The sequence below is a fragment of the Sphingomicrobium nitratireducens genome (assembly GCF_026157035.1).
GTDB lineage: Bacteria > Pseudomonadota > Alphaproteobacteria > Sphingomonadales > Sphingomonadaceae > Sphingomicrobium > Sphingomicrobium nitratireducens.
In genome coordinates this window covers 1,645,398-1,660,429 of sequence record NZ_JANJZA010000001.1, presented here as the reverse complement: position 1 = coordinate 1,660,429, position 15,032 = coordinate 1,645,398, and the positions used below count along the sequence as shown (strand labels likewise).

General features: G+C 65.9%; 15 protein-coding genes. 10 read left to right on the top strand and 5 right to left on the bottom strand.

What is annotated here, in order from left to right; all coding sequences use genetic code 11:
- Positions 1–17 precede the first annotated feature (17 nt).
- The 4 genes from uvrC to apaG all read left to right on the top strand — a co-directional run bounded on the left by uvrC (position 18) and on the right by apaG (position 3,533).
- The gene (gene uvrC, locus NNY25_RS08550) at positions 18–1,952 is read left to right on the top strand and encodes an excinuclease ABC subunit UvrC (RefSeq protein ID WP_265570938.1); all 1,935 of its coding nucleotides are present in this window, start codon (positions 18–20) and stop codon (positions 1,950–1,952) included.
- The gene (recO, locus tag NNY25_RS08545) at positions 1,952–2,689 is read left to right on the top strand and encodes a DNA repair protein RecO (protein ID WP_265570937.1); all 738 of its coding nucleotides are present in this window, start codon (positions 1,952–1,954) and stop codon (positions 2,687–2,689) included. The genes uvrC and recO overlap by 1 nt, the downstream gene beginning before the upstream one ends.
- Positions 2,690–2,833: 144 nt before the next feature.
- Entirely contained in the window at positions 2,834–3,058 is a 225-nt protein-coding gene (locus NNY25_RS08540) for a hypothetical protein (RefSeq protein ID WP_265570936.1), read from the top strand.
- 55 nt (positions 3,059–3,113) lie between these two features.
- Positions 3,114–3,533 (top strand): Co2+/Mg2+ efflux protein ApaG, encoded by a 420-nt coding sequence (gene apaG / locus NNY25_RS08535; RefSeq protein WP_265570935.1) that lies wholly within the window; start codon positions 3,114–3,116, stop codon positions 3,531–3,533.
- On the opposite strand, the gene NNY25_RS08530 is transcribed toward apaG, so the two are convergent.
- Positions 3,530–4,831, bottom strand: a complete 1,302-nt coding sequence (locus tag NNY25_RS08530; protein ID WP_265570934.1) for a UDP-glucose dehydrogenase family protein — start codon at positions 4,829–4,831, stop codon at positions 3,530–3,532. The genes apaG and NNY25_RS08530 overlap by 4 nt on opposite strands.
- Before the next feature lie 72 nt (positions 4,832–4,903).
- The gene (surE, locus tag NNY25_RS08525) at positions 4,904–5,671 is read right to left on the bottom strand and encodes a 5'/3'-nucleotidase SurE (protein WP_265570933.1); all 768 of its coding nucleotides are present in this window, start codon (positions 5,669–5,671) and stop codon (positions 4,904–4,906) included.
- A 278-nt stretch (positions 5,672–5,949) separates the two neighbouring features.
- On the opposite strand from surE, the gene dksA reads away from it, so the two are divergent.
- Complete coding sequence (dksA, locus tag NNY25_RS08520) at positions 5,950–6,417, top strand: RNA polymerase-binding protein DksA (RefSeq protein ID WP_420854337.1); 468 nt, start codon at positions 5,950–5,952, stop codon at positions 6,415–6,417.
- Positions 6,418–6,495: 78 nt separating this feature from the next.
- Here dksA and NNY25_RS08515 read toward each other — a convergent pair whose 3' ends face one another.
- The gene (locus NNY25_RS08515; RefSeq protein ID WP_265570932.1) at positions 6,496–6,651 is read right to left on the bottom strand and encodes a YdcH family protein; all 156 of its coding nucleotides are present in this window, start codon (positions 6,649–6,651) and stop codon (positions 6,496–6,498) included.
- A 167-nt stretch (positions 6,652–6,818) separates the two neighbouring features.
- On the opposite strand from NNY25_RS08515, the gene NNY25_RS08510 reads away from it, so the two are divergent.
- Both NNY25_RS08510 and NNY25_RS08505 read left to right on the top strand, forming a co-directional pair.
- The gene (locus NNY25_RS08510; protein ID WP_265570931.1) at positions 6,819–7,016 is read left to right on the top strand and encodes a YdcH family protein; all 198 of its coding nucleotides are present in this window, start codon (positions 6,819–6,821) and stop codon (positions 7,014–7,016) included.
- Positions 7,017–7,113: 97 nt separating this feature from the next.
- Positions 7,114–7,599, top strand: coding sequence for a DUF1465 family protein (locus tag NNY25_RS08505; protein WP_265570930.1), 486 nt, complete (start codon positions 7,114–7,116; stop codon positions 7,597–7,599).
- 3 nt (positions 7,600–7,602) lie between these two features.
- Here the strand turns inward: NNY25_RS08505 and NNY25_RS08500 are convergent, their stop codons facing one another.
- Entirely contained in the window at positions 7,603–8,547 is a 945-nt protein-coding gene (locus tag NNY25_RS08500; RefSeq protein WP_265570929.1) for an NAD(P)H-dependent flavin oxidoreductase, read from the bottom strand.
- A gap of 173 nt (positions 8,548–8,720) precedes the next feature.
- Between NNY25_RS08500 and NNY25_RS08495 the strand changes: the two genes are divergently transcribed.
- From NNY25_RS08495 to NNY25_RS08485, 3 genes are read left to right on the top strand one after another with little or no spacing between them, the layout of a single operon-like run.
- Positions 8,721–9,596, top strand: a complete 876-nt coding sequence (locus tag NNY25_RS08495) for an ABC transporter ATP-binding protein (RefSeq protein WP_265570928.1) — start codon at positions 8,721–8,723, stop codon at positions 9,594–9,596.
- Positions 9,597–9,610: 14 nt separating this feature from the next.
- A complete protein-coding gene (locus NNY25_RS08490) occupies positions 9,611–13,207 on the top strand; it encodes an ABC transporter permease/M1 family aminopeptidase (protein ID WP_265570927.1) in 3,597 nt (1,198 codons plus the stop codon).
- Between the two features lie 59 nt (positions 13,208–13,266).
- The gene (locus NNY25_RS08485) at positions 13,267–14,256 is read left to right on the top strand and encodes a mechanosensitive ion channel family protein (RefSeq protein ID WP_265570926.1); all 990 of its coding nucleotides are present in this window, start codon (positions 13,267–13,269) and stop codon (positions 14,254–14,256) included.
- Here NNY25_RS08485 and NNY25_RS08480 read toward each other — a convergent pair.
- Entirely contained in the window at positions 14,253–15,032 is a 780-nt protein-coding gene (locus NNY25_RS08480) for a sulfite exporter TauE/SafE family protein (protein WP_265570925.1), read from the bottom strand. The two genes, NNY25_RS08485 and NNY25_RS08480, sit on opposite strands and share 4 nt — an antisense overlap.

Genomic DNA, 15,032 nt, shown 5'->3' with positions numbered 1-15,032 from the left:
TTCCTAGTTAGGGGGCTGTGAGCAAGGCCGACCGTCCCGATACCCCCAATCGTGCCGAGCGCTTCAACGAGGAGCGCGCGACCAAGAGCGTGAAGGGCGCGGACCAGCCCGATCTCGAGGCGGGCGTGAAGGCGATCCGCAACGTGGTGAAGACGCTGCCCGCGCGCCCCGGCGTCTACCGCATGCTCGATGCGCGCGGGGACGTGCTCTACGTCGGCAAGGCGAAGGCGCTCAAAAGCCGCGTCGTCAATTACACGCAGGTCGCCAACCTCTCGAACCGGCTGCAGCGGATGGTCTCGCAGACGCGCAGCATGACCATCGTCACGACACGCACCGAGGCCGAGGCGTTGCTCCTCGAGGCGCAACTGATCAAGCGATTCCGCCCGCCCTACAACGTGCTGCTGCGCGACGACAAAAGCTTCCCCTTCATCCTGCTGCGCGACGATCACGACTTCCCGCAGGTCAGGAAGCATCGCGGGCGCAGGCGGCCGATCGGCCAATATTACGGGCCGTTCGCGTCGGCAGGTTCGGTCACGCGCACACTCAACGCGCTGCAGAAACTGTTCCTCCTGAGAAGCTGCTCGGACAGCTATTTCGCCAATCGCGACCGGCCCTGCCTGCTCTACCAGATCCGTCGCTGCTCGGCGCCGTGCGTCGATCGCATTTCGAAGGAGGACTATGCCGAGCTGGTCGCCGACGCGAAGCTGTTCCTCGCGGGCAAGTCGACGGGCGTGCAGAAGAAGCTCGGCGAGCAAATGGCGGCGGCTGCCGAGAAACAGGATTACGAGCTGGCGGCGGTCTATCGCGATCGGCTGCGCGCGCTGACCTATGTGCAGGGTTCGCAGACGATCCACGCCGAGGGGCTGGGCGACGGCGACGTGTTCGCGATGGCGCAGAAGGCGGGCCAGACCTGCGTCCAGGCCTTTTTCATTCGAGGCGGGCAGAATTGGGGGCACCGCGCTTTCTTCCCCAAGGCCGCCAAGGACATGGGCGCCGAGGAAGTGCTGAGCGACTTCCTGATGCAGTTCTACGAGGAAGTGCCGCCGCCCGGGCGTATCCTCGTCGACCGCGACCTGCCCGAGGCCGCCTTGATCGCCGAGGCGCTGTCCGAGCGCGCCGAGCGCAAGGTGGAGCTATCGAGAGGCCAGCGCGGGGCACGGCGCAAGCTGGTCGAACAGGCGCAGCGCAATGCCGAGGAAGCGCTCGACCGGCAGATGGCCGAGAGCACGACGCAAGCCAAATTGCTGCGCGAGCTGGCGGAGAAGTTCGAGCTGGACGGCCCGCCCGAGCGGATCGAGGTCTACGACAACAGCCACATCATGGGCACCTCTGCCACCGGCGCGATGATCGTCGCGGGGCCCGAAGGCTTCCGGAAGAACAATTACAGGAAGTTCAACATCAAGTCGGCAGCGACCGACGACGATTTCGGAATGATGAAGGAAGTGCTCTCGCGGCGCTTCGCGCGGCTGGCAAAGGAAGACCCCGACCGCGAGAAAGGCGACTGGCCCGATCTCGTGCTGATCGACGGGGGCAAGGGACAGTTGTCGGCGGTGATGGAGATCATGGCCGAAGCGGGAATCGAGGACCTTGCCGTGGTCGGCGTCGCCAAGGGGCCGCATCACGGGCGCGAGGGGCGCGAGGTGTTCCACTTCGCCGACGGGCGCGAGCTGACCCTGCCGACCAATTCGCCGCTGCTTTTCTATCTCCAGCGGCTGCGCGACGAGGCGCATCGCTTCGCCATCGGCACGCACCGCGCCAAGCGCGCCAAGAGCTTCACCGGCTCCTCGCTCGACGACGTGCCGGGGATCGGGCCGGCAAGGAAGCGCGCGCTCTTGATGCATTTCGGGACGGCCAAGGCGGTCAAGGGCGCGGCGCTCGAGGACCTCGAACGCGCGCCCGGCATCTCCAAGGCGACCGCGCGCCAGATCCACGACTATTTCCACGCCCGCTGATGCGCGCCGACTATCTCGCCCTCGTCGTCTCGACCCGCGCGCATGGCGAGCATGGCGCGGTGGTGCGGCTGATGACCGAGGAAGACGGGCTGCTCGCCGCCTACGTTCGCGGGGCGCGCGGGCGGCGGCTGGGGCCGGTGCTGGTGCCGGGCAACCTGGTCGGGGCGGCGCTGGCGGCGCGAACCGAAACGCAGTTGCCGCACGCCTCGGTCGAGCTGGTGCACAGCCGCGGGCCGCTTCTTTCCGAACCGCTTCCCGCTGCCGCGATTGCCTGGGCGACCAGCCTCGTTGCGGCGGCGCTGCCCGAGGGGCAGGCCTATCCGGCGGTCCACGGCGCGCTGGTCGCCCTGCTCGAGGCGGTCGAGGCGGCGCCGAGCGTGTCGGGTTGGGGCGCGGCGCTGGTTCGGTTCGAACTGCTGATGCTGCGCGAACTGGGCTTCGGGCTCGACCTCGAGGCGTGCGCGGTGACGGGAGAGGCGGACGACCTCGTCGCGGTCAGCCCGAAGAGCGGGCGCGCGGTGAGCGCGGGGGCGGCGAAGCCGTATCGCGGGCAGCTGCTGCCGCTTCCTTCCTTCCTCGCGCAAGGCGGAAGCGCGGGACTTCACGACGTACTCGACGGGCTTCGCCTATCGGGGCATTTCCTCGAGCGCGACCTCCTGATCGACCGTGCGGCCAAGGCGCTCGATGCGCGCGCGCGGCTGGTCGGATTGCTCGAACGCGCGGCGGGCGAGCGTTAGGCGGCGAACAATCGCATCCGATCTGAGCGGGCCGCCTGCACAGGGCAAATGGCGTGTTCGACCCGATATCGCGCGGTTTTCGACGCGTTCGCAACCGGATGGGTGCAATAGTTGCGAGCGCGCTTACCGTGATTGCCGATACTGGTGGTCATGGTCCTGCACCTCCTCCTCGCCCTTGCGGGCGCCGAGACCTCGCCGGCAGCACTCTCGCCCGACCGGGCGAGCGGGCGTGCCAGTGTCCGTGTGGAGCGGGGCGTCCGTGTTGAAGCCGATCGACTGGCGGACGCCCCCGTCGCGAGGGTCGAACATCGCAAGGCGAAGACCGAGGACGGGACGCCCTACGAACTCGTCATCCTGATCGTCGAATAGTTTTTTGCGTCGATCATCGCTTGTGGCCGCGCACGCGGCCCCCTAGCGTCGGGACATGACCGAAAAAAGCGCCCTCGGCTCGATGGGAAAATTCTTCCCCAATGTCGCCACCACCGGCGACATCACCGTGCGCGTGTCGGCCAGCTATCTCGAGGAGCAGAGCGCGCCCGAGGAGGGGCGCTGGTTCTGGTCCTACCACGTGCGCATCGAGAATGACGGCGAGGTCGCGGTGCAGCTCCTCTCGCGCGAATGGCGGATCGAGGATTCGCGCGGCGTCGTGCTCGAAGTGAGCGGCGAGGGGGTGGTGGGCGAAACGCCCGTGATCGCGCCGGGCGGATCGTACGACTACGTGTCGGGCTGCCCGCTCGAAAGCGATTCCGGCAGGATGTCGGGAAGTTACCGGCTGATCGTCGCCGACGGATCGATGATGGACGTCGCGATCCCCGAATTCAGGCTCGATCCGCCCGAGGACTAGCGCCCGACCGGGCGATAGTCGAAGCCCGCGCGTTCGGCCTCGTCGCGCTCGTAGATGTTTCGCAGGTCGATCAGAAGCTTGCCCTTCATGACCGCGCGGATCGCCTTGAGGTCGAGCGCCCGAAACTCATCCCATTCGGTGACGATGACGAGCGCGTCGGCGCCTTTGGCGATGGCGAGCGCGCTGTCGCCATAGTCGACCGTATCGGGCAGGAGCGGGCGCGCCTGTTCGTTGCCGACGGGGTCGAACGCCGCCACGCTCGCGCCGCCTTCGACCAGGCCGGCGACGAGCGGGATGGACGGGGCGTCGCGCATGTCGTCCGTGTTGGGCTTGAAGGTCAGGCCGAGCACCGCGATGCGCTTGTCCGACAGGCCGCCGATCGCCTTGGAGACGCGTGTCGCGAGGCTTGCCTTGCGCTCCTCGTTGACGCGCACGACGGTCGCGACGATCTGCTGCGCCACGCCCGCATCCTCGGCGGTCTTGAGCAAGGCGAGCGTGTCCTTGGGAAAACAGCTGCCGCCATATCCGGGACCGGCATGGAGGAACTTGGCGCCGATGCGGTTGTCGAACCCGATCCCGCGCGCGACGTCCTGCACGTCGGCGCCCACCGCCTCGCACAGGTTCGCGATCTCGTTGATGAAGCTGATCTTGGTCGCCAGGAACGCGTTGGCGGCATATTTGGTCAGTTCGGCCGTGCGGCGCGTGGTGAACAGCATGGGTGCGCGATTGAGAAAGAGCGGGCGGTAGATCTCGCGCATCAGGTCGCGCGCACGCTCGTCCTCGGCACCGATCAGGATGCGGTCGGGATGCTTGAAGTCGGCGATCGCGGCGCCTTCGCGCAGGAATTCGGGGTTGGACGCGACGCTGGTGCCCGGCGGCGCGCCTTCCTCGGCGAGGATGCGCGCGATCTCGTCTCCCGTCCCGACAGGGACGGTGGACTTGGTCACGACGATAACCGGGGCGACGAGCTTGCCCGCCAGTTCTCGCACCGCGTCGTAGACGTAGGTCAGGTCGGCATGCCCGTCACCGCGGCGCGACGGCGTGCCGACCGCGATGAAGACCGCGTCGCTACCGGGCAACGCGCCGGCAAGGTCGGTCGTGAAATGCAGCCGGCCCTTTGCGACGTTCGCAGCGACCAACTGTTCGAGACCCGGCTCCCAAATCGGCATCCTGCCGGCCAGCAGCATGTCGATCTTGTCCTGGTCCTTGTCGACGCAGGTTACGTCGTGCCCGAAGTCGGCGAAACAGGTGCCCGAGACGAGGCCCACATAGCCGGTGCCGATGACGACGATCTTCACGCGAGCCTCACTCCGTTTCCGGTTCGATTGCGGGAATAACAGGAGGATTGTGGCACGCCAATGACGGCGGCGTCACGATCCGAGTGCGTCCTCGAGCGGACCGAGCGAGGCGTGATGGGTGAGATCGAGATGGAGCGGGGTGACCGCGATGTAGTGGTCGGCAACAACTTCGAGGTCGGTGCGGTGGCCCGGCGTCTCCTGCGCTTCGCCGAGGCCGAACCAGTAGTAGCGGTAACCTCGCGGGTCCTGGCGCTCGACCACGTCGAGGCGCTGGTAGTCGCGAAACCCCTGCTCGCAGACCTTGATGCCCCGCACGTCCTCGGGCGAACAGGCGGGAAAGTTGACGTTGTGAAGCGTGCGGCCCTCGGGAAGCACGGCCAGCAGCTTCTCGAGAATGGCCCCGCCATGCGCTTCGGCCACGGCAAACCGCACGCCGTCGCCGTCGCCGGGGCGCGCGCTGGCCTGGCTGAGCGCGATCGAGGGTACACCCGCCAGCGCGCCCTCCATTGCTGCCGACACGGTCCCCGAATAGGTGATGTCCTCGCCCAGGTTCGCGCCGCGATTGACGCCCGACAGGATGAGGTCGGGCCATTGCCCCTTCATCAGGTGGCCGAGCGCGAGCATGACCGAATCGGTCGGGGTGCCCGTCACCGCGAAGCGCTGCTCGCCCAACTTGCGGATGCGAAGAGGGCGGGAGAGGGTGAGGCTGTGCCCGGCGCCAGATTGCTCTTCCGAGGGGGCGACGACCCACAGGTCGCTCGCAAGCGGGGCGGCGAGTCGTTCGAGAACGGCCATGCCCGGGGCGTGGATTCCGTCGTCGTTGGTGAGCAAAATCCGCATGACGGGAGTCACCATGCGATTAATTCACCCACGAGGGCAAGGAGCGTATTTCCCGCAGTTTCGCGCCTCTTCCTGCGCTATCCCCGCAACAGTCCCCAAAGTTTTGCCGATCGTTTCGCGGTCAGTCCTTGTTAATCACGTGCTTGCTACGTATAGGGCAGCCCTCGGGGCAACGGCATCCCATCTAAGTATCGGGATTGCCGAACGAAATCGCCTTCGCCGGCCGCCTGGCTCTGGCTTGTCGCGGCAGCGGTGAGGCCTGTGACGGGGAGGGATAGTTGGCTACTGCGCTCAAGGACCTTCAAGGGACCGCAAAATTCGACGAGATCGTTCTCGACGACAAGTATCGTCCGAGTGACGATGAAGAATTCATGGGCGTCAAGCAGCGCGCCTACTTCCTTGCCAAGCTCAAGGACTGGAAGGAATCGATCGTCGAGGAAAGCCGCGCGACCATGGCGCAGCTCCAGGTCGACAGCCTTCGCGAACCCGACCTCGCCGACCGCGCCTCCTCGGAGACCGACTGGTCGATCGAGCTTCGCACCCGCGACCGCCAGCGCAAGCTGATCGCCAAGATCGATGCCGCCATCCGTCGTCTCTACGAAGGCGAATATGGCTATTGCGAAGTGACCGGCGACCCGATCGCGCTGCAGCGGCTCGAGGCGCGTCCGATCGCGACGATGACGCTCGAGGCGCAGGAAAAGCACGAGCGGACCGAACGCGTCAGCCGCGACGACCGCACCGACTGACGCGCGGAGTCGTTCCTGGAATCGAAAAGGCCGGCCTCCTCATGGGAGTGCCGGCCTTTTTCGTGATCGGCTGGGCGCCTAATGCCCGACCATCGCGTCCTTGATTCTCAACTTTTCCTTCTTGAGCCGGTGGATCAGTACCTCGTCGGGGTGAACTCGATGCTCTTCGGTATCGATGCGAGCATGCAGTGCCTGGTGTTTCTTCTCGAGTGCCTCGACCTGGGCTTTGTCCATCGGACTTCCTTTCAATCCAGTGATTGACGAGGCGATCAGTAAAGCATGTTTTTGGCGCCTTGTCGCCTTGGCGACATTCGTGCTGCCGACGGGGAGGCGGCGTTCGTCGTTACCGGTCGCGGGAATGGCGGATGACTGCGAAGGATGCTTGGAGTAGATTGCCACCCATGAACGACGACGAACCCGCCGTCCTGATCGCGGCGCTCAGGCAACAGCATCGGCGACTCGACGAAGAGATCGAGCGGCTGCGCGAGGCGGGAAATGTCGACCAGCTCGAACTGGCGCGTCTCAAGAAACAGAAGCTGGTGCTCAAGGACGAGATCCAGCTGCTGCTCGACGACAGCACGCCCGATATCATCGCGTGACGCCTGTCCCGCCTCGGGACAAGGGGTTGCGACATGCCACAAAGGCACTGCTGGGGCGTTCCCATGACAGGCCGAAACTGGCATTTTCGTAATCGTTATGGACGAATCGCTCCACTCCGCCGGACCCGAGACGCGCATCACGCCGCGACTGATCGAGGCTCTATACACCGAGGCGATGCTCCTCGCCGACGAGGCGCGCGCCTATTTCGACGCCGAGGGGCGGGCCGACCGACAGGAACTCGAGCCGTTCGCGCGGGTCGGGTTCGCCTGCGAATCGCTCAAGGTCACGACGCGCATCATGCACATCGTCGCCTGGCTGCTGACCCAGCGCGCGGTCGAAAGCGGGGAGATTTCGGGGCATGACGGGCGTCGCCCGGAGCGCCGGCTCGGCCATGCCAACGAGAGCGATGCCGAAGTGGTGTCGACGCTGCCCGTCGCGGCACGCAAGCTGATCGAGCAGAGCGCCGACCTTTACGAGCGCGTCAAACGGCTCGACGAGGGCCAGGTCGCGGAGGTGCCCGGCGAAAGCCCGGCACGCGCGCTGATGGGGCGGCTCGAGCGCGGCCTCTACGACCGCGGCTGAGCGCTAGCCGCAGATCGCGGTCTTCGCTTGCGCATATTCCGACGCGAGGCGGGCGACGAGGTCGCCGGCGCCGACCACTTCCTTGACCGCGCCGATGCCTTGGCCGGACCCCCAGATGTCCTTCCACGCCTTGGCGCCGCCGAAATTCATCTTGCTGGGGTCGCTTTCGGGCAGCGTGTCGGGGTCCATTCCCGCGCGCACGATCGAGCCCTTGAGGTAGTTGCCGTGGATGCCGGTGAAGAGCGAGGAGGCGACGATGTCGTCGGCGCCCGACTTGACGATCTCTTCCTTGTATTCGGGAATGGCGCGCGCTTCGTGCGTGGCGATGAAGGGCGAGCCGATATAGGCGAGATCGGCACCCATCGCCTGAGCCGCGAGCACCGACTGGCCGCGCGCGATCGCGCCCGAGAGGATGAGCGGGCCATCGAAGAATTCGCGGATTTCCTGGATCAGCGCGAAGGGCGAGATCTTGCCGGCATGGCCGCCCGCACCGGCCGCGACCGCGATGAGGCCGTCGGCGCCCTTTTCGAGCGCCTTTCGCGCAAAGCGGTTGTTGATGATGTCGTGCAGCGTGATGCCGCCCCAGCCGTGGACCGCGGTGTTCAATTCCTCGCGCGCGCCGAGCGAGGTGATCACGATCGGCACCTTGTGCTTCTCGCAGATCACCATGTCCTCCTCGAAGCGCGTGTTCGTGGGGTGGACGATCTGGTTGACCGCGAAGGGCGCCGACGGGCTGTCGGGATTTTCGGCGTCGTGTTTGGCGAGCGCTTCCTTGATCTCGTGCAGCCACTCGTCGAGCTGGCTCGCGGGGCGCGCGTTGAGCGCGGGGAAGCTGCCGACGATGCCGGCCTTGCACTGCGCGATGACGAGCGCGGGATGCGAGATGATGAACAGCGGCGCGCCGATGACGGGAATGCGAAGATTCTGGAGGATGGGGGGCAGGCTCAAGGTTCATCTCCTGATGGGAAGCGCGGCGCACCCTGTCGGAAGCCGCGAGCGGAGACAAGGGGGGCTTTTGCCGGTTCCGCTCGCCCATTCGTCGAAGGGCGATTGGCGACTTGCACGCGATCCGCCATACTGTATTAGATTCATAATACGCCTATTTCATTTCCGGGGGCCCCATGCTCGAGATCAAATCGCTTTCGCACACCTATCCCAACGGCACGCAGGCGCTGGACGACGTCAACCTGTCGATCCCGCGTGGCATGTACGGGCTGCTCGGTCCCAACGGCGCGGGCAAGTCGACGCTGATGCGCACCATTGCGACGCTGCAGACGCCGAGCGAGGGCAGCATCGTATTCGACGGGCTGGACGTGCTTGCCGAGCCCGACAAGCTGCGCCGCCGGCTGGGCTATCTGCCGCAGGATTTCGGCGTCTATCCGCGCGTCTCGGCCTACCAGATGCTCGACCACATGGCGGTGCTCAAGGGCATCACCGCGAAGGGCGATCGCAAGGCGGTCGTCGAGACGCTGCTCGAACAGACCAACCTGTGGGCGGTGCGCAACAAGTCGATCGCTGGCTTTTCGGGCGGCATGCGCCAGCGCTTCGGCATCGCGCAGGCGCTGATTGGCGATCCCGACCTGATCATCGTCGACGAGCCGACGGCGGGCCTCGACCCGGAAGAGCGCAACCGATTCCTCAACCTGCTCGCCGGGATCGGGGACGAGAAGGTCGTCATCCTCTCGACCCATATCGTCGACGACGTCGCCGACCTGTGCCCGCTGATGGCGGTGCTCGCGGGCGGGCGCGTCCAGCTCGAGGGCAAGCCTTCGGACCTCATCGCGCAGACGCGCGGCAAGGTATGGAAGACCACGGTCGAGCATGACGCGGTCGAAGCGGTCCGCGAGAGCCACGACGTCATCTCGACGCGCCTGTTCGCGGGCAAGACCATCGTCCACGTCCTCTCCGATACGCAGCCTGCGGGCTACGAGCCGGTCGAGGGCGGACTCGAGGATGTCTATTTCGCGACCCTGTCGCAGCTGCGCCGCGCAGCCTGACGGGAGACGGGATCATGATCGGCAAGATCGCCGCCTTCGAGCTGCGCTATCATCTCAAGAGCCCGACCTTCTGGGTCTCGCTCTTCCTCTTCTTCCTGCTCGGCTACGGCCTGACCGCCTCGGACAGCGTCCAGATCGGCGGGCTTGGTGCGGTCAAGGAGAATTCGCCTTATTCGCTCGCCATCCTGACGGGGGCGGCGAGCATCTTCTACCTGCTCGTCGTGACGGCCTTCGTCGCCAACGGCATCATCCGCGACGACGCCTCGGGCTTCGCGCCCATGGTGCGCGCGACGCCGGTCACGAAGACGCAGATGGTGCTGGGGCGCTTTACCGGTGGCTTCCTCGTCGCGGCGCTCGGCTTTCTCGCGGTGCCGCTGGGCGCGTTCGTGGGCTCGCTCATGCCCTGGGTCGATCCCGAAATGGTCGGCCCGCAAGTCGCGTCCTATTACCTGTGGCCCTATCTGACCCACGGCGTGGTCAACATCTTCTTCGCCAGCGCCCTCCTGTTCGCGCTCGCCACCATCACGCGTTCGATGATGTGGAGCTATGTCGCGGTCGTCGCGCTGGTGGTCGGTTATCTCGTCGTCACCACGGTGATCAGCGGCAATCCCGAATTGCAGCCGACCTATGCCCGTTTCGAGCCGCTCGGCATGGGCTCGCTCAGCGAGACGGTGCGCTACTGGACGCCGTTCGAGATGAACACGCGGCTGGTCCCGCTCGAAGGCAAGATGCTGTTCAACCGCCTTTTCTCGCTCGGCCTCGGCGTGCTGTTCGTCGCAATCGCCTGGTGGCGCTTCTCGATGTCGGAGAAGCCCGCATCGAAGCGCCGTGTGCGCAAGCTCGCCAAGAAGAAGGCGCGCGAGGAAAAGATTGCCGCCATCCCGCCGACGCTCGGCGGGTCGGGCATCGCGGCGCCCGAGACGATCTCGCACGCCGCGCAGTTCATGGCGCGCACCCGCCTCGAGATCCGCCAGATCCTCAAAAGTCCGGGGCTGAGCGTTCTCGTCCTGCTCGCACTCGGTTTCACCGCGACCTCGCTGTGGGGCAACCAGAGCCTCTATGGCACGGCGGCCTATCCCACGGTCGCCAACACGATTGACCAGGTGCGCGGCAACTTCCAGATCTTCATCCTGATCATCGCGGCCTTCTACGGCGGCGAGCTCGTCTGGCGCGAGCGCGACAACAAGTTGAACGAGATCGTTGACAGCGCGCCGGTTCCGGCGTGGGCGATGACGATCCCGAAGATCATCGCGGTGTTCCTCGTCATCATGCTGGTCAACGTGGCGGGGATGCTGATGGGCCTGTTCTACCAGGCGACCTCGGGTGCGAACGAGTTCGGGATCGCCCAGTATGTCGGCTGGTTCATCCTGCCCAGCGCGATCGACGGCGCGCTGATCGCGGTGCTCGCGGTCGTGATCCAGGCGTTGAGCCCGAACAAGTATGCCGGCTGGGGGATCATCCTCGCCTGGTTCCTCGCGACAATCGTCGTGGCCAACATGGGCTATAGCAACCCGCTCTACATCTACGCCGACAGCCCGTCGGTGCCGTTGAGCGACATGGTCGGGGTCGGCCCCTACATCCTGGGTGCCTTCACGCTCCAGGCCTACTGGACGGCGTTTGCGGTGTTCCTTGCGGTGGTCGCGCACGTGCTGTGGCCGCGCGGGGGCGATCTCGCCCTGCGCCAGCGCCTGCGCCGCGTGCGCAACAACGGCATCGGCAAGGGCCCGATGGCGACCGCGGCGGTCGCGCTGGTCGCGATGGCCGGGCTGGGCGCCTTCACCCACTATAACATCAAGGTCCTCAACGAGTATCGAACCAGCGACGAGACCGAGAAGCTGATGGCGGACTTCGAGAAGAAGTACCTCAAATACGAGGATCTCGTGCAGCCGATCGTCACCGACGTGAAACTCGACGCCGAGCTGTTCCCGGACGAGCGCAAGCTGGTCGTGAACGGGCGCTTCGATCTGGAGAATGACAGCGACCAGCCGATCCGCGACCTCCACGTGCGCGAAGGCGGGCTCGACGTCGAATATGACAGGATCGACATCGACGGGGCCAAGCTCGTCTCGAACGACGAGGAATATGGCTATCGCATCTACCGGTTCGAGCAGCCGCTCGCGCCGGGCGCGAAGACGGTCATGAACTTCACCTCGCGGATCGATTACGAGGGCTTCCGCGCGTCCGGGCCGGCGACCAGCATCACGCCCGACACGACCTTCGTGAACAACCGCGCCTTCTCGCCGGCCATCGGGATGGACCGTTCGGGGCTTCTCGACGACCGGCAGGCACGGCGGCGCCAGGGACTTCCTCCCGAATTGCGGCCGGCCAAGCTCGAGGACATGTCGGCCACGCGCAAGAACGCGCTGGCGATCGACTGGGTCAACAGCGACATCACGCTGACGACCGACGCGGATCAGGTGCCGATCGCGCCGGGCAACAAGGTGTCGGACATGGTCAAGGACGGGCGCCGCACCGCGCGCTTCGTCAGCCCCGCGCCGATCCTGCACTTCTTCTCGATCCAGTCGGGCGACTACGAGATTGCCGAGCGCCAGCATGGCGACATCAAGCTCCAGGTCTATTACCACGAGGGTCACGACTGGAACGTCGAGCGGATGCTCGACGCGATGGAAGACAGTCTCGACTATTACGAGGCCAATTTCGGCGACTACCAGTTCGACTATGCGCGGATCATCGAGTTCCCGCGCTATGCGACCTTCGCACAGGCCTTCGCAGGGACGATGCCCTATTCCGAAGGGATCGGCTTCACCTCGCGCGTCGACGGGCCCGAGGACACCGACTTTATCACCTATGTCGTGGCGCACGAACTGGGGCACCAATACTGGGCGCACCAGGTGATCGGTGCGGGCATGCAGGGCGATGCGCTGACCACCGAGACGATGGCCAGCTACTCGGCGCTGATGGTGATGAAGAACCGGCTGGGTGACGACCAGATGCGGCGCTTCCTCAAGTACGAGCTCGACCGCTACCTGCGCGGCCGCAAGGGCGAGGCGATCGAGGAACTGCCGCTCGTGCGCATGGAGAACCAGGCCTACATCCACTACCGCAAGGGCGGCCACGTCTGGGCCCTGCTCGCGCACCGGATGGGCGAGGACCGGGTCAACCGCGCGCTATCCCGCTTCATCGACAAGTGGAAGTTCAAGGGCGCGCCCTACCACCGCTCGGTCGATTTCGTGAACGAGCTCAAGGCGGAGGCGACGAGCGAGGCGGAGCGCAAGCTGATCGAGGACCTGCTCGAGAAGATCGTGCTCTACGACTTCAAGGTGACCGGCAGCAAGACCGAGCGCGACGGCGACAAATGGCGCACCAGCGTCACGGTCGAGGCGGCCAAGTTCGAGGCCGACGGCAAGGGCAAGGAGACCAAGGTTGCGCTCGCCGAACCGGTCGAGATCGGTCTGTTCACTGCACGCCCCGGGTTCGGCACGTTCGGCAAGGACGACGTGATCCTGCTCGATGAGCGCGCCGTGAAGGACGGCAAGGCGACGTTCGAATTCGTCAGCGAGAAGAAGCCGACCTATGTCGGGATCGACCCCTACAATCGCTACATCGACCGCAATTCGGACGACAATGCGAAGATGATCGGCGAGGAATAGTCCCGGACGGCGGGCGGGCGCAGGGGAACCCCGTCCGCCCGCCTCCCGTTCACGGGGGCATGAGCACCAATTCCACCCTCGACCGCGTCGACGCCGACATTTCCGCCAGCTGGGAGACCATCGACGCCATGGTCGAGGGTTTCTTCCAGCTGTTGCCCAAGATGGTCATCGCGGCGGTCGTCTTCATCGTCTTCATGCTCGTCGCGCGCACGATCCGGACGGTGATCGCGCGGACCCAGTTCGGCGACGGGAACGCGCAATTGTCGCTCGTCCTCTCGCGCATCGTCTACTGGGTGCTGCTGGTCATCGGCACCTTCGTGGCGCTGACGGTCGTTCTGCCATCGCTGACGCCTGCACAGCTGATCTCGACGCTGGGCATCGGCGGTCTCGCCATCGGGTTCGCGTTCAAGGACATTTTCCAGAACCTGTTCGCGGGCATTCTCATCCTCATCCGCCAGCCCTTCAAGATCGGCGACGAGATCGAGAGCGGCGACTATGAGGGCCGCGTCGAGATGATCGAGACGCGCGCGACCTTCATCCGCACCTTCGATGGCGAGCGGGTGATCATTCCCAACAGCCAGATCTATTCGGACCCGATCCGCGTCACGACCGCCTATCCCGAGCGGCGCAGCGAGTATCAGGTCGGGATCGGCTATGGCGATGACATCGCGACCGCCAAAACGGTGATGATCGAGGCTGTGAAGGGCGTCGAGGGCGTGCTCGCCGAACCGCCGCCCGCGATCCTCGTCTGGTCGCTGGATGCGAGCTGGATCACCCTCAAGGCTCGCTGGTGGACCGAGGCCAACCAGAGCCGGTCGACCAAGACGCGCAGCGACGTGATCGAAGCGATCGCGGGGGCACTGACCAAGGCCGGGATCGACATGCCGTTCGACACGCAGGTCGTGCTGTTCCACGACCAGACCGAGGAAACCGACGGCGACCGCTCCAAGCAGCGCGAAGGCTGGCCTTCGCGCCCCGATGCCGATCCCAGGCCCGACCGGATGGTCGATGCGATGCGCGAGCGCGCCGCCAACCGCAACAAGGGCTAGGCGAACGCCTCCTGGCCGCTGCGGTAGAGCATGTAGGCGGCCACCACGAAGATGATCAGGCTGAAGATCTTCGTCAGCTGCCCCTTGCTCGAGAAATGGGCGGCGGCCCGGGTGCCTGCGAGGCTGCCGAGGAGGCCGCCGACCACGAACAGGCCGGCCAGCGCCCAGTCGACGAGCCCGCTTGCGGCGTAATTGAGCGCGGTGGTCAGCCCGAAGGCGGTGACGCCGACGAGGCTGGTGCCGACTGCATTGAGCATCGGCATGCGGGTCGAGGCGATCAGGCCCGGCACGATGAGGAAACCACCGCCGATCCCGAAGAAACCCGACGCGAGGCCGGCGCCGAGACCGGTGGCGCCGACCTTGGGGGCGTTGTCGCGGGTCAGCTCGCCGGTCGAGCCGCCGCCGTCGCCCTTGCGGCGCAGCATCAGCGCGCCGACCACGATCATCAGGATGGCGAACAAGAAGAGCAGTTTCTGCCCGTCGAACGCCTTGCCTGCGGTCGAGCCGAAGAAGGCGCCCACGACGCCCGCGGCGGCGAACAGCAAGCCGGTCTTCCACACGACATTGCCCTTGCGCGCATGATTGACGAGCCCGGTGGCCGCGTTGACCGCGACCGCGAGCGCGCTGGTGCCGATCGCGACGTGCGGTTGCGAGACGCCGACGAGATAGACCATCAGCGGGACCGCGAGGATCGAACCGCCGCCGCCGATAAGCGCGAGGCTGAAGCCGATGAGCGCGCCCGAGAAGCCGCCCGAGAGCCAGTAGAAAAGGTCCAT

What these genes read in the sequence shown, in the direction of transcription:
- NNY25_RS08495 (WP_265570928.1), top strand. Translation starts at nt 8,721, where the DNA reads ATGCTCGAGATCAAATCGCTTTCGCACACCTATCCCAACGGCACGCAG.
- NNY25_RS08510 (WP_265570931.1), top strand. Translation starts at nt 6,819, where the DNA reads ATGAACGACGACGAACCCGCCGTCCTGATCGCGGCGCTCAGGCAACAG.
- surE (WP_265570933.1), bottom strand. Translation starts at nt 5,671, where the DNA reads ATGCGGATTTTGCTCACCAACGACGACGGAATCCACGCCCCGGGCATG.
- NNY25_RS08505 (WP_265570930.1), top strand. Translation starts at nt 7,114, where the DNA reads ATGGACGAATCGCTCCACTCCGCCGGACCCGAGACGCGCATCACGCCG.
- apaG (WP_265570935.1), top strand. Translation starts at nt 3,114, where the DNA reads ATGACCGAAAAAAGCGCCCTCGGCTCGATGGGAAAATTCTTCCCCAAT.
- NNY25_RS08515 (WP_265570932.1), bottom strand. Translation starts at nt 6,651, where the DNA reads ATGGACAAAGCCCAGGTCGAGGCACTCGAGAAGAAACACCAGGCACTG.
- NNY25_RS08480 (WP_265570925.1), bottom strand. Translation starts at nt 15,032, where the DNA reads ATGGACCTTTTCTACTGGCTCTCGGGCGGCTTCTCGGGCGCGCTCATC.
- recO (WP_265570937.1), top strand. Translation starts at nt 1,952, where the DNA reads ATGCGCGCCGACTATCTCGCCCTCGTCGTCTCGACCCGCGCGCATGGC.
- NNY25_RS08485 (WP_265570926.1), top strand. Translation starts at nt 13,267, where the DNA reads ATGAGCACCAATTCCACCCTCGACCGCGTCGACGCCGACATTTCCGCC.
- NNY25_RS08490 (WP_265570927.1), top strand. Translation starts at nt 9,611, where the DNA reads ATGATCGGCAAGATCGCCGCCTTCGAGCTGCGCTATCATCTCAAGAGC.